The following is a 14,612-nucleotide window of genomic DNA, read 5'->3' on the forward strand; positions in this document are numbered from 1 at the left end:
GTTGATTATGGTTGAACACATGTTAGATTTTATGCTTGGGCCAATGAGAGGTATTACGCAATTCTATATGGATAATTTACTCGTATGTAATAGTGCTGTCTTCTTAAGTTATTTCGGTTCTAAACTTTACAAGAAGAAGAAAGTGACTTCAGAACAAACCTCATAATATAAATAGAGGGGAGGATAATACTTTTGAAAGCCTTAAATTTATATGGTATTGAAGATTTAAGATTTGAAGAAACAGCTGTACCAAAGATAGATGCACCAAATGATGTCATTATTAAAGTTAAAGCAACAGGTATCTGTGGATCAGATACCTCTCGTTACAAAAAGCTTGGACCTTACAAACAAGGTATGACGTTCGGACATGAATTTTCAGGAATTGTTGAGGAAGTTGGTAGCGATGTATCAGGGTTAAATGTCGGAGATGCTGTAACAGGATGCCCTGCTGTCGTATGCCATCAATGCCATTACTGTGAAAAAGGCGAATACTCACGTTGTGAAAATTTATATGTGATTGGATCATATGAACCTGGTTGTTTTGCAGAATATGTGAAACTCCCAGCAAGCAATGTACTTAAAGTACCAGACAATGTAGATTTAGATACTGCAGCAATGGTCGAACCTTCTGCAGTCGTTGCACATGGATTTTACAGAACACGAATGAAGCCGGGTGCAACTGTAGCAGTCATGGGATGTGGGAGCATCGGATTACTAGCCATTCAATGGTCGAAAATATTCGGGGCAGCTAAAATTATCGCAATAGATATTGATGATCATAAGTTAGAAATCGCTAAGGAACTCGGAGCGGATTATACGATTAATTCTAAAGAAACAGATTTAGATGAGGCTATATCTGCAATACCTGAAAAAATTGATGTTGCTGTTGAATCAGCAGGATCACCGTTTACGATAGGACAAGTACTTACCTTACCAACTAAAGGTGGCGAAGTCTTACTATTAGGTATTCCATATTCAGATATCGAGATTCATCGTCAACATTTCGAAAAGATATTAAGAAATGAGCTTAATGTTATAGGTTCATGGAACGGTTTATCCGCCCCATTCCCAGGAGAAGAATGGGCAGCTACACTACATTATATGTCTACAGGAGAAATTGATGTGAAACCCATTATCTCCGATGTACTTCCTTTATCAAAAGGACCAGAAACATTTGATAACTTAGTAAACAGAAAGAAACAGTACGATAAAGTAATCTTCCACCCATAAATAAACATAACCATATATCAATATTATCTTAAGAAGGAACAGGGGCGCACATGGTGCACCCCTGTTTTTTGGGTTGGGGATTGGTGGTTGTTAATAAAAGTACAGCCCCTATTTATCTTGTTTGACCAGTCTTGATAAATACAAGGTCCCTATTTATCTTGTTTGGTCAGTCTTGATAAATACGAGCTGCCTATTTATCTTGTTTGACCAGTCTTGATAAATACGAGGTCCCTATTTATCTTGTTTGGCCAGTCTTGATAAATACAACGCGCCTATTTATCTTGTTTGCTCAGTCTTGATAAATACGAGGCGCCTATTTATCTTGTTTGCTCAGTCTTGATAAATACAACGCGCCTATTTATCTTGTTTGCTCAGTCTTGATAAATACGAGGTCCCTATTTATCTTGTTTGGCCAGTCTTGATAAATACACTTCAAAACTTAAAGATGATACTTATTTATTATCAAGATAATATTTCTTTGGCTTCTTATTTATAAACCTAAAATTTTTATCAAGCACCCTTCTAATAGTTAAACTATTCTCCACCTCACACCATTTTTGAGCTTCTGATAAAGTAAAAGGCTCCCCTTTACAGATATAGAATTCCATTAAATTATACAAGTACAATTTATTTCTACTAATTTCAACGTGACAGAATTTACAACGTAGATATTTCTTTCGTTCTTCTACCTCAACTGTATTCAATCTCTTACATTTCGGGCATTTCAATCCTGGTCTTAAACTAGCCATTGGGACTTTTTTAATGTTGTTATAAAGATGCGAAAAGTCACTATGCTCTTGTTGAAACATATGTAAGATATTAGCATTTTCTATAGTATGATTATTTTTGAACATATATTTAAGTTTGTGTAATTCTGTTGGTAATAGGATATTGAATTGATTAGGCATTGTACCTTTTAAAGTAAATTTGGGGTTTGAAAAAATAAGATAGGAATGTAAGGGTTTGTTGATATTCAAATGGGATATTAAATGATTCAATTCATGATTGGCTCGTCGCAGTTGTTGAAAAGGTGTATAAAACATGTTTCCAAATTCGTTCATAAGCTGACCATCTTTAATCGTATAATCTCCAGAATAATGCTTTACCTCAAAGTGACATATAGCATCATCCGTTACAATTAAAAAATCAATTTGAACGCGATTTTTGTAGTTTATATGAAAATCATATAAATAATGAAGATCTGGATATTCATCAAGAATATCTTTAATGAAAAGTTCACCCTCCAGACCTTTAATATAGTTCCTCGTATCTTCATCAAGTTTATCTTGAATGATACGATTTTTGAGAGCCAGTAAGTATGTTTGACTGTTCATCGATGCACCTCCATAATTCTTTACAATTATTATAGAGAATGCGCAGGAAAAGATAAACTAAAATGTTAAAGTTCCTTATACTTAATTAATAAACCTATACAACATTAACTTTCCTGCAGTTTATCACAAAATAATTTAGTGTCATATTTAGACTTTAATATTACCCATTCATTTTGATTACTATATTTATCTTTTAAATCAAGTAATTTTTTATCATGATTTTCTTTAAAATTCCAAACAAATTTGATAAAACTCCAACTCATTCTTTTAGGATTTCCCCCTTCAGATTTTCTATAAAAACTTTGAATAAACCTTTTAAAAACTCTAAATATACAAATTGTTCTACTATAATTTAACCAGATCACAATGTCAGCTTTCTTCATTCTTAATTCCAAAGTACTGTTATAATTACCATCAATAATCCATTCATCTAATTGAGTAATATATTTTAATATTTCTTCAAAAGTCTCACTATCTATTGTTTTGTTACTATTTTGCCATTTTATTTCATCTAAATGATATAAAGGAATTCCTAAGTTATTATGTAATTTATTTGATAATGTTGATTTACCTGAGCCCGGACATCCAATAACCATAATACGTTGTTTCATACTTCCACCTTCTTTTTATAAAATTCAAACATTCTCCCCCACCACCAACCATTTACAATCACTTCTTCTATCGATACAATACTCTCAATAGTTAAATTTGAAGGGGCGTTTTATATGACTTTATTATCTATGACGATTTATGCGATTGTTTCTAGCTTCACGCCTGGACCTAATAACATTATGTCTTTATATTATTCTAAACAAACTGGTCTGCGAGGTACAGTAAGATTCTGTATTGGTGTCGCACTTGGTTTCTTTTTATTACTACTCGTATCTAATTTTTTTAGTTCTGCTCTCTATCACCTATTCCCTAAAATACAATTATATATGAAGATTTTCGGGGCAATTTATTTACTTTATTTAGCATACAAAATTGGAACGAGTAAAGGTACGGATGCTCAATCGTTTAGTAACAGATACAATAATATTAAATTTGGTATGTTGTTACAGTTCGTAAATCCTAAAGGTGTGATTTATGCGTTAAGTGTTGTAGCTGCATTTATTACGCCAAATTTTGAACATTTCTCTATCCAAATCATCTTAATTACATATTTAGCACTTATCGGATTTCTATCCTCATTCAGTTGGAGTGTCTTTGGTTCAATCTTTAAAAAGTTTATTAATCAACATGAATTAGCATTTAATCTCATAATGTCACTACTTCTCGTTTATACTGCCTTCTCCATCCTCTTCACATAAAAAATCCCCCCTAATCCATGATTGATGGTTTAGGGGGTTTTTGTATTAACTGTTTTGTTTTGAGAATGCTTGTCCGATTGCGTCTAGTTTTTCTGGTGCGTCTGATACGCCCATTTTAACTTCTATGAAATGCATTTGATTTGGTTCGTTGTTAATTTTTAAGAATACATTTTCTAAATCGGCAGATGTTTCTACGTCGTGAACGGCTACTGTATCTTTACCGCCAAATACGGCTGGTAACATTTTGTAGTCCCGCATTTGAATATCATTATAAACTTGGTGTTCACCGTGGATTTTTCTTTCAACTGTGTATCCATCATTATTAATAACAAAAATAACAGGTTTAAGGTCGTTTCTAATCATTGTTGATATATCTTGTGCAGTTAATTGTAATGAACCATCACCGATTAATAGTATATTTCTTCTATATAAATTAGACATTTGTGTACCGATTGTTGCTGGTAATGTATAACCGATTGATCCCCATAATGGTTGTCCAATAAATGTATTGTCTTTATATAAGTTAAGGTCATACGCACCGAAGAATGAAGTACCTTGTTCTGCTAAGATGATATCATCTAATCCGATAAAATCTTGCATCATTTTAAAGTAAGTTTCTTGTGTAAGTGGCGCATTATCAACTGTGTAATCACCTTTTTCAGGACGATTATTTTCTGGGAAATGTGCTTCATTTTTATATTCAATATCAAGTAATCCGTTCATTAAACTTGGTAATGTATATTCTGATGAAGTTGTATCATTTAATTTGAAATCTAAGTGATTGATCATCACGACATCATCAATATCAAAGCCATAAGAATAACCTGCAGTTGCTGAATCTGTTAATTTAGCACCAATATTTAAAATAGCATCACTGTTATCTACATAATTTCTAATCTCTTCTTCTGCAATACTACCATCATAAATGCCCATATAATAACGACTTTCTTCATTAAATGCACCTTTACCTAAAGAAAGTTGTGCAACTGGAATTTGAGTTTGTTCAACAAAGCGTTCTAATTCATCATGTAATTTAAAGCTATTAATTTCATGTCCAGTAATGATAACTGGTTGCTGAGCTGTTTTTAATTTTTGTTGTACCATTTCAATGTAATGTGAAACATCTTGATTAATCATTTCTGCTGGTTTAAAGTCTTCTTCAACTTCAATTTCTGCTTGTGCTACATCGATTGGTAAATGTATATGAACAGGTCTTTTTTCAGCTAATGCTGCATTAATTAATCTTGGAATTTCAGTCTGAGCATTTTCTACTGTTATATAACCTTGAGCTGTTGTGATTTCTTTAAACATTTTTCTATAACTATCAAACTTACCTTCACCTAATGAATGGTGAACATATTTACCCGCTTCTTCAACAACTGTTGTTGGTGCACCTGTAATAGCTATCACTGGCACGCGTTCTGCATAAGATCCTGCAATACCATTAACTGCACTTAGTTCACCAACGCCAAATGTAGTGACCATTGCGCTGATACCATTCATTCTTGCATATCCATCAGCAGCATAACTTGCATTTAATTCATTTGTATTGCCTACCCATTCCATATCTTCTCTGCTTACAATATCGTCTAAAAATGCTAAATTAAAATCTCCAGGAACACCAAATACTTTTTCTACTCCTACTGTACTTAATGAATCCATTAAATATTCCCCAACACGTTTTTTCATATCCGATTCTCCTTTTCTATTTTTATGAATCAATTTAAGTCAATATGGTTGACCTATTAATGTAAAAAATAAACCTTTGATTAAATATCAAATGTTTAATAATCCCTTTAACAATTCTTAGTATATACCTACTTTTAAATTAAGTCAACCTCATTGACCTAAAAATGAATTTTTAACAACTATCCTTTATAATAGTTGAAAAGGAGTCGACACGATGGATAATAAAAACAATTATGATCATATGCTTTTTTATTTCGCATACAAAACATTTATCAATACAGCTGACGATATTATTAAAAACCATGGCATGAATAGACAACATCATAGATTTTTATTTTTTATAGATCAAATGCCAGGTATAACAATTAAAGATTTATTAGATACACTTGAAATATCTAAACAAGCTTCTCACGCATCTTTAAAAAAATTAAAAGAGAAAAAATTAATTAGATATGTAGACTCTGACAATGATAGACGTGTGAAACATTTATACCCTACTGAAGAAGGTAGTGCATTAGTTCATAAATTGAACCAAGCACAAAATGAATTATTACAGCAAACGTTTGAAGAAGCTGGTACAGAGTGGCACGATTTTATGGAACATCTTGCAAGTATGAAAAGTGGATTTAAAAATGTTAAATCTATTAAGCCGAAAGAATAGAAATCAAAAATGGGAGCTGGACAACACGTCCGGCTCCCTTTCTTAATATATTAAAACTAATCTCTTTGTTCATATGTGCGCAATGAACTATAAACGACAATGCAGATGAAATATAAAATAACAATGATGATGAAACTATATGGCACACGTTCTAAATAGAACCAACTTAATTGCAAATCAGTAAATTGATTAAGCTGCTGAATGACATATCTTGCGACTAATAGCCCTGAAAATACGACAAATAATATGCGTGCGACTTTCTTAACTATTTCAATCATTATTATTTCATCTCCTCTTCCCTACTTTAATTTTCCAATGTGTAAACATACGAAGTATATATTCTAACGGACCATATCGCCAATGCTTTTGATACCATGTTGCAAAAAGCATTTGTAATACATAAATTAATATAAAACTAAACGATGTCACTATGAGTATATCTTTACCGAATAATCCTAATCCATAGCCATATAGAATGAGTGTTCCGATAATACTTTGTAAAATATACATCGATAACGACATTTTACCGAGACTTTCAAACCCTCTAAATATTACGTTCTGTTGATACGTTTGATATAAATATTTAAATAAACAAATATAGCTGATGGCCAACAATAAACCAAATATCATGGCAATGCTCTCTGCTGCATTTTCATTCGATAACCATAAATAAGAGGACTTTCCTAATATCCATACTGGTGTTGTATATATAAACCATTTTGAAATGTGTTGATCTTTAATACGTTTTTCAAACCATTTATATTTAGATAAACATATACCTAAAGTAAAATACGGAACTTCTATAAACAGAATCATTACAAATAACCATCCTATATTATCGCCAAGCATTGCTTTTAATTGCATGAATTTCGGATCTTGTATCGTGTCATCTGCTTCACGAATATCCCAATAACTACCTTCACTAAATAATGTTTTAACTTCATGCACATACGAAGCTTTATCACTCGTTTCTAAAATAGGAGCTGTGGTATCAAATAAAGAGCCAACCGACATTGCTAATATCAACCCAAATCCAATAATCGTAACCCATTTAAAAAATTTACGATTCAATGAAATGAACGGAATCACGATTAACATCGATAGTGCATAACCAAATAATATATCTCCTTCCCATATAAAATAAGCATGTAAACTACCTAATATTAATAAGAAAATGGCTCTTCTTAACAGTTTAATTCTCGGACGTTTAACTTGTTTACTTTTCATAGATTGATAGAGCTTATCTAAAGAAAAACCAAATAAAATCGCAAATATGGGCATAAAGCTGCCTTCAAATATAATCTTGATAATATGATAAATTGTTTGATTCAAACCACTTAAATGATACTGTTCTATGTATAATTGGCCTGTTAAACCAAATTGAAAAATTAATAAATTGGCCATAAATATGCCAAATAAACTAAATCCTCTTAGTGCATCGGCAACTTCTATTCTGTTCATTCTATTCACCTCACATATTATATTAACAAGTTAAAATAAAATGTGACTTATATAAACCTTAAATCTGACTTAATTTTACATATACGTGTAGATACATATAAAATGAAAATATACAATAATATAGAGGTGTAAAAATGACTGCCAAAATATTAATAGTAGAAGATGATTTAGATATACAAACATTGATAAAAATATCCTTATCTAATAAACAATTAGGTGACATATATTTAGCAAGCGACAAACCAGAAGCTGAAGCAAAATTAAAAGCCCATCGCTTTGATGTCGTGTTGCTTGATTTAAACTTAAAATCAGAAAACGGCTATGAACTCGTGAAATATATTAAACATGAAGATACTAAACTTATTATCGTTACAGCGAAAGATTCTGATTTAGATGTTTATAAAGGATTTGAAAATGGTGCCGTAGATTATGTTAAGAAACCATTTGATCCTATTGAACTTGCTTATCGCGTCTCTGTACATATTAAAAATATCAATACACATCACAATAAGAACTTGCAAGTCAATCTCGATACAACTGATGTCATCACAAATAACAAGAAGGCTAATCTAACATCAAGAGAATATGACCTTCTCGCTTATTTCATTAAAAATAAAAACCAAGTTTTGACAAAGAGTCAACTATACGAACGTGTATGGGGTTATTCAGTCAGTGTGGATGACAATACATTAATGGTTCACATACGTACACTACGCAAAAAAATAGAAGATGACCCGAATAATCCTCAACTTATACAGACAGTTCGAGGCAAAGGTTACATATATAGAGGTTAATGAAATGAATAAAAGATTCACATGGAAATTTACGAAATACATTTTTATTTTTCTTACGATTACTTTTATTATAGGTGTTATTGGCATATGGCTTTTCTTTACAAATGTTATAAAAATTTCTTATTCCAATTTAGATGATGTTGATGATTTTTATATGGATTTTTCAATATCAAATGAAGAAAATGGCTATAAACTGAGTGATGATTTAAAACAAAAATTAAAAGACAATCATGTTCAGTTGTATATTATCGATAAAGATGCCAATGTCCTTTATCCTAAAAAACAAATGAATTTGAAAAATAAAATTGTTGAAAACTTATACAATATACAAGGCATTCCATTTCGTAGTGATGACTATAGCGTCATATTAATTTATCCAAAATCTCACAACCATCACATACATTCAATAGAAGAAATTGATACTAAAAAATTGATAAGTAGCTTGTATATCAATAATTATAATAAATATTATCATGTCGAAAAGGATAATCAATTAACATTTATAGATAATCCCGCATATCATAAAGTTCAATATACAGATGAGTTTAATGACATTGAAAATAAGACATTTAAATTTTTAGCATTAACATACCTATTGTTACTTTTACTCAACATGATTTTAGTGATTATTTTTGCATTTATCATTTCTAAAAGACTTTCTAAGCCATTATTCTTCTATACAGATTGGATAGAAAATCTTTCTAAAGGTAAATTGTTTAAGCCAAGCTCTAAACACTACAACAAAAGAAGCAAAAAATTATTTAAAGAACTTAATGATTCTGTAGAAAGTTTAAACTTACAACTGACTGAAGATAAAATCTATCAAAATCAAATTAATTACTACCGTGAGAAATGGCTTAATCAACTATCTCATGATTTAAAATCACCTTTAACATCTATTTATGGTTACGCCAAGCTCTTATCATCAGAAGAAATTGATACTAAGAAATATGCGATTTTAATTTCAGATAAAGCTGCATATATGACTGAGCTGATTGATAGTTTAAACAATAACTTCAGATACGAAACAGATCAAATGACCATTCATAAAGAATCATTCGATATTACTGAGACATTAAAGCAGCTGAGAAGAACCTTACAATATGACAAACTTGAAATTATCAATGAATTAACAGAACAAAAATTTTATGGCAATAAACTATATTTTGAACGTATGATGATGAACCTTATAGATAATAGTATCGATCATAATAAGTGTAACCCAAACATCGAAATCAACATTAAGAATATAAATGAAGGTTTAGAAATTAACTACAAAGATGACGGTGTTGGCATAAGCAAGACGACAGAGAAACACATGCTTCATTCAAATTACACAACAAAAGACAACAAAGAAGGACACGGTATCGGTTCAACAATCATCATGGATTGCATCACATTTCATAACGGAACCTTTAAAATTATGCCCTCTACAAAAGGTGTAAACTTCAAAATCCATTTAAATTAAGGAGCTGAGAAGAATGAAGGAGAAATTGTTTTATAGTGTGACGTATGGATTGTATATGATTTCAATTCTTTTATTAACCCAACTTATTATCTTCAACAAAGTGGATTTAGCGTCATTAATTGGTTCAATAATCGGAATTTCACTAGTTATGCCACTAGTTTTAGCAAGTGATATATATAAAAAAGAAAAATACAATATCTTTACTAAAGAATATTTAATACTATTTAGCTCATTAATTATCGCATTCATCTTAATAAGATTATTCGTTTCTCCCGATTACAGAATATATCCTATGATGGTGATTGTTGTTATCTTGATTACATATGATTTCATTAAGAGAAGAAAGAAAAAGAAGCTCGAGAATTGAGCTTCAGGTGTTTAAGTCACTAGACAAATTGTATTTTTTCATGATATTCTATAATCAAATAAAGGTAACGTGCTGGTACACGTTACCTCAACAAGCCCGTTTAAGTGACGGTAGCTGTATAATTATTTTAAAATAACCATTAACTAGCTAAAGTTGTGACGGTTATTTTTTTTGTCTTTTATTAATTACAATGACTACTTCAATAAACATTAGTACTAATATACTCATGCTTATTTTGAGTTGCATTGCAATTTCAATAGAAAACAAAGGCTATCCTCCTTTCTAAAGATTGTTTAAATACCTTCATAGGCATCAACCTCCTTAGATTGGATTAGCCACCATCTACCCAACTTGCTTGTGACATCATTATACCATTATATGTTTTTCTAATTCTATAAAAAACACATAAAATTTTAGTGAAGTTATATCTATACAAATACTAATAATTTATTTATAATAGAATTATAAGCCCGTTTAAGTGACGGTAGCTGTACATAATTTTAATAACCTTCTATATGCATGCTAAAGCGAATAGAAGGTTATTTTTTTATGTTTTTATTCATAAAAAGACGCTCAAAAATTGAGCGTCTTTTTTGTATAGTCGTTAGTCTTTATTTGCAATTAAGGCCAACATTTACCTTATTTTTGTTTTTTTCTAAAGAATAGTAATACAGATCCAATTGCTAATAATAATAGTATGCTTGCTGTTGTTATTATTGGATGATTTTGTATGACTTCACCTGTATTAGGCAATATTCCATCTTTATCATTTTTTTGTTTTTGTTGTGTTTTGTCAGATGTTACTGTCATATTTCCATCTTTTTCAGTATTATTTTTAGCTTGATCTTTATTTACATTTTCTTCACTTGATTTACCTGATTTTGCTTCTTCTTTATTTTGAGCTTCTGGTGTTGGTTTTTCATGTGTTGGGTTATCTGGTGTTGGATTATCTGGCTCTGGTTTGTCTGGATTTGGATTATCCGGTTTTGGGTTATCTGATTTTGGATTATCCGGTGTTGGGTTATCTGGTTTTGGATTGTCCGGTTTCGGATTGTCTGGTTTTGGATTATCTGGTTTTGGCTCATCCGGTTTCGGATTATCTGGTTTTGGATTGTCCGGTTTCGGTTTATCTGGTTTTGGTTCATCCGGTGTTGGGTTATCTGGTTTCGGTTTATCTGGTTTTGGTTCATCTGGTGTTGGATTATCCGGTGTTGGATTGTCCGGTGTTGGATTATCTGGTTTTGGATTATCTGGTTTTGGTTCATCCGGTTTCGGATTGTCCGGTGTTGGATTATCTGGTTTCGGATTATCCGGTGTTGGATTATCTGGTTTCGGATTATCTGGTTTTGGTTCATCCGGTTTTGGGTTATCTGGTTTTGGCTCATCCGGTTTCGGATTATCTGGTTTTGGTTCATCCGGTGTCGGATTATCTGGTTTCGGTTTATCCGGTGTTGGATTATCTGGTTTTGGATTGTCCGGTGTTGGATTATCTGGTTTCGGTTTATCTGGTTTTGGCTCATCCGGTGTTGGGTTATCTGGTTTTGGCTCATCCGGTGTTGGGTTATCTGGTTTTGGCTCATCCGGTGTTGGGTTATCTGGATTGTCCGGTGTTGGGTTATCTGGTTCTGGATCTTTAATGTTCACAACAGTCAAATTAATTTCTTTATCTTTTTCAAAATCTAATACAACCTTACTAGGAAAATCAGCTTCATTAATTTTATATCCATCTGGAATTTTAGTCTCTTTAAGCGTGTGTGTTCCACCTTTAATATTTTCAAAAACTAACGTCCCATTTGAATCAGTCGTTCCTTTACCAACTACTTCTCCATCTAAATTAACTAATTCAAATTCTGCACCTTCAAGTGGTTTTGAATTTCCTTTTTCATCATTTCCAACTTTAGAAATCACTACTTTACCACTATATTTTGCTAAATCTCCTTCTGCCTTACCGCCAGAGTTAATATTCTGAACAACAGCATTAGAATGCTCTATTATTTGTTTTTCATTTTTATCTATATATGTAACTGATGATTGATTTTCAAATGATTTCAATGAATTATCAGTGATCTTTGTTGAATAATAGACAATTAATTCATTGTAACTAGGTGTGTTGAACCTAATATTTATCGTTTTATTGGTAACATCAACATTTCCTAATCCAGCATTTTCAAATTCTTCAACTGTATAAAATCTTGGTTGTGCTTCATTTACTTGTTTTACCGATAATTGCAAGCTATCTTTATTTAATTCCATACCGCTTCCAATATTATCAGATATTAAAGCTGGATCATTTCCTCTAAAATAATCTTGCTTGTTATTGAATCTTATTGCCCATTGTATATTATTTACGTCATCTGGGAGTATCTGTCCGGTTTTATGAAATATCTCTTCCGATTTTCCTCCTGCAGAAGACCCATTATTTACAGTTATCACTTTAGTGATATTTGTATTTCCAAAATCTAAGTCAACTTTATGTGATCCTTCTTCTGATTTATTTATTTCTGCTTCAAAGAAGAATTCTCCTCTAATATTATCTAATTTTTCTACATTGTCATTAAAAGTACAATTAACAGAATTATTAGATACCTGACATGTACCAAGTTCTGTACCCTCAGAATTTTTCAAAGAAATTGCTGAATTAAATCCTAATAATTCCTTCGGGAGCAAAACTGATAAAGTATCGTTTGGTGAAATTTTAGTACCATTTCCGGCAAAGGTTACGGATATTTTAGTTCTTTCTCTATGTGAAAATTCACCATTAGAACCATCTTGTTTAGTAACATTGATGTCTTTAATAACATGGTTCGTTAAGTCCTTTGCTTGAACTTGATTGTTAAAACTAAAAATTTGTGTAAAAAGTAATAAAAACATAATTATAATTGAAACTTTCCTCATATTAACCTCCTAATTTTTGTATATTTTTGGTTATTATACCATTATTTATCGAAAATAAAAATATTTTCTAAACAAAATTGTTTGAAAAATATTTATATTATAGAAATTAGTTAGCTTTATCTAAAAGTTTATTTACTAATAATAAAATATAGTATTTCTATAAAAATAGTCACCTTTAATTCAATATACAAACATTTTATAAAAATTGATTATTCTTTTAACCCTGTCTAAAAAGTCATTAAAAAATGCCACTAAAGTCATAGACTTTAGCGGCATATCGAGCATCTTTTATTATTTATGAACTTGTTTGAAGTTCGTCTTCGTGATAATTAAAGTACTTATTAGATATATATTGTTGAACGATAAGTACGATCGCACTTGCACTCCAATATAATGGCAGTGCTGCTGGTGTGCTCATACTCACAATAAATATCATAATTGGACTTATATACATGATGTATTTCATTTGTCCATTTGATTCTTCTGGTAAATATTTTGTGGATAAATATGCTTGTAATAAATAGAGTGCTCCGGCAATCAGTGCCATAAATATATTTGGTATACCTAGGTTAAACCAAGCGAAACTATGACTTGCAAGTGCATCATTATGAGATATTGCAAAGTACAACGCCATTAGTATCGGCATCTGTATAATCATTGGTAAACATCCCATACCTAAAGGATTTATACCATGTTCTTTATATAAAGCCATCATTTCTTGGCTATATTGTGCACGTTCTTGTTCATCTTTAGCTGATTTCATCTTCTCATTAATTTCATCCATTTGTGGTTTTATTTTCTTCATTTTAAATTGCATTTTCTTCTGTCCTTTAAAAGAACGCAACATAAACGGCATAACAATTAGTCTTACACATATAGTAACGATGATAATGCCAATTCCGTAACTATTATTAAAGAATGATGCAAAGAATTTAATCAAATAAATGAATGGTTCTACTAATGAATTATAAAATACACCACCTTCTTGTGGTGCACATCCACTTAGTAATATCGATACTACTAAAAATGCTAAAACTGTATATAATTTTTTCAAAATTTCTCCTCCAATATATTAATTATGCGTTAATATATTGGACTAGCGTCTTCTTCATCGACGGTTTTGGATAAGCAACGTGTTCTCCACCTTAAAATAGGGACTATCCATTCGAAAATGTATTGATCCTCTACTTCAGTTGAAAACCTTACAATCCAATCTTTGTGGAGCTTGATGTTTGCCTGCATTTGCAAGTAAACAAACAAGAGCGTTAATAACACAGGAATGAAATAATGTATGCTAAATGCAACATAATTAATTAATATCTCTTCACCTAACAACCCTATGAGCCATTCCATTACGCCTTCACTCCTTTCCAATTGAATTTACTACGTTCAATATACATGGT

Annotated in this window: 15 protein-coding genes; 7 read left to right on the plus strand and 8 right to left on the minus strand. The window is 31.2% G+C overall.

Annotated elements, in window-relative coordinates:
- Nucleotides 1-7: 7 nt before the first annotated feature.
- Together LQ673_RS13090 and LQ673_RS13095 are read left to right on the plus strand one after the other, a co-directional pair.
- Nucleotides 8-166 (plus strand): hypothetical protein, encoded by a 159-nt coding sequence (locus tag LQ673_RS13090; RefSeq protein ID WP_191836422.1) that lies wholly within the window; start codon nt 8-10, stop codon nt 164-166.
- Nucleotides 167-192: 26 nt separating this feature from the next.
- Complete coding sequence (locus LQ673_RS13095; protein WP_191836421.1) at nt 193-1,230, plus strand: galactitol-1-phosphate 5-dehydrogenase; 1,038 nt, start codon at nt 193-195, stop codon at nt 1,228-1,230.
- Nucleotides 1,231-1,682: 452 nt separating this feature from the next.
- On the opposite strand, the gene LQ673_RS13100 is transcribed toward LQ673_RS13095, so the two are convergent.
- Together LQ673_RS13100 and LQ673_RS13105 are read right to left on the minus strand one after the other, a co-directional pair.
- Nucleotides 1,683-2,564, minus strand: coding sequence for a nuclease-related domain-containing protein (locus tag LQ673_RS13100; RefSeq protein ID WP_191836420.1), 882 nt, complete (start codon nt 2,562-2,564; stop codon nt 1,683-1,685).
- A gap of 104 nt (nt 2,565-2,668) precedes the next feature.
- Complete coding sequence (locus LQ673_RS13105) at nt 2,669-3,175, minus strand: P-loop NTPase family protein (RefSeq protein WP_191836419.1); 507 nt, start codon at nt 3,173-3,175, stop codon at nt 2,669-2,671.
- A 114-nt stretch (nt 3,176-3,289) separates the two neighbouring features.
- On the opposite strand from LQ673_RS13105, the gene LQ673_RS13110 reads away from it, so the two are divergent.
- Nucleotides 3,290-3,874, plus strand: coding sequence for a LysE family translocator (locus LQ673_RS13110; RefSeq protein WP_191836418.1), 585 nt, complete (start codon nt 3,290-3,292; stop codon nt 3,872-3,874).
- 45 nt (nt 3,875-3,919) lie between these two features.
- Here the strand turns inward: LQ673_RS13110 and LQ673_RS13115 are convergent, their stop codons facing one another.
- On the minus strand, nt 3,920-5,563 hold the full coding sequence (locus LQ673_RS13115) for an alpha-keto acid decarboxylase family protein (protein WP_239745073.1): 1,644 nt from the start codon (nt 5,561-5,563) through the stop codon (nt 3,920-3,922).
- 214 nt (nt 5,564-5,777) lie between these two features.
- Here LQ673_RS13115 and LQ673_RS13120 point away from each other — a divergent pair, with 214 nt between their 5' ends.
- A complete protein-coding gene (locus LQ673_RS13120; RefSeq protein WP_025906982.1) occupies nt 5,778-6,224 on the plus strand; it encodes a MarR family winged helix-turn-helix transcriptional regulator in 447 nt (148 codons plus the stop codon).
- A 56-nt stretch (nt 6,225-6,280) separates the two neighbouring features.
- Here LQ673_RS13120 and LQ673_RS13125 read toward each other — a convergent pair whose 3' ends face one another.
- The gene (locus LQ673_RS13125; RefSeq protein WP_037590487.1) at nt 6,281-6,502 is read right to left on the minus strand and encodes a hypothetical protein; all 222 of its coding nucleotides are present in this window, start codon (nt 6,500-6,502) and stop codon (nt 6,281-6,283) included.
- A gap of 7 nt (nt 6,503-6,509) precedes the next feature.
- The gene (locus LQ673_RS13130; RefSeq protein ID WP_126476546.1) at nt 6,510-7,685 is read right to left on the minus strand and encodes a DUF418 domain-containing protein; all 1,176 of its coding nucleotides are present in this window, start codon (nt 7,683-7,685) and stop codon (nt 6,510-6,512) included.
- Between the two features lie 134 nt (nt 7,686-7,819).
- Between LQ673_RS13130 and LQ673_RS13135 the strand changes: the two genes are divergently transcribed.
- From LQ673_RS13135 to LQ673_RS13145, 3 genes are read left to right on the plus strand one after another with little or no spacing between them, the layout of a single operon-like run.
- On the plus strand, nt 7,820-8,479 hold the full coding sequence (locus LQ673_RS13135) for a response regulator transcription factor (protein WP_103361804.1): 660 nt from the start codon (nt 7,820-7,822) through the stop codon (nt 8,477-8,479).
- Between the two features lie 4 nt (nt 8,480-8,483).
- A complete protein-coding gene (locus tag LQ673_RS13140) occupies nt 8,484-9,947 on the plus strand; it encodes a sensor histidine kinase (protein ID WP_191836417.1) in 1,464 nt (487 codons plus the stop codon).
- Between the two features lie 13 nt (nt 9,948-9,960).
- Nucleotides 9,961-10,314 carry a hypothetical protein gene (locus LQ673_RS13145; RefSeq protein ID WP_191836416.1) on the plus strand — a complete coding sequence of 118 codons (354 nt, stop codon included), beginning with the start codon at nt 9,961-9,963 and terminating at the stop codon, nt 10,312-10,314.
- A 639-nt stretch (nt 10,315-10,953) separates the two neighbouring features.
- Here the strand turns inward: LQ673_RS13145 and LQ673_RS13150 are convergent.
- The 3 genes from LQ673_RS13150 to LQ673_RS13160 form a co-directional block, all read right to left on the minus strand.
- Complete coding sequence (locus LQ673_RS13150; protein WP_239745081.1) at nt 10,954-13,209, minus strand: SpaA isopeptide-forming pilin-related protein; 2,256 nt, start codon at nt 13,207-13,209, stop codon at nt 10,954-10,956.
- A 295-nt stretch (nt 13,210-13,504) separates the two neighbouring features.
- Nucleotides 13,505-14,263, minus strand: coding sequence for a membrane protein insertase YidC (yidC, locus tag LQ673_RS13155; protein WP_191836693.1), 759 nt, complete (start codon nt 14,261-14,263; stop codon nt 13,505-13,507).
- A 29-nt stretch (nt 14,264-14,292) separates the two neighbouring features.
- Complete coding sequence (locus LQ673_RS13160; protein ID WP_037590157.1) at nt 14,293-14,562, minus strand: hypothetical protein; 270 nt, start codon at nt 14,560-14,562, stop codon at nt 14,293-14,295.
- Nucleotides 14,563-14,612 lie beyond the last annotated feature (50 nt).

The organism is Mammaliicoccus sp. O-M54, from assembly GCF_022386035.1.
Classification (GTDB): Bacteria; Bacillota; Bacilli; order Staphylococcales; family Staphylococcaceae; genus Mammaliicoccus; species Mammaliicoccus sciuri_A.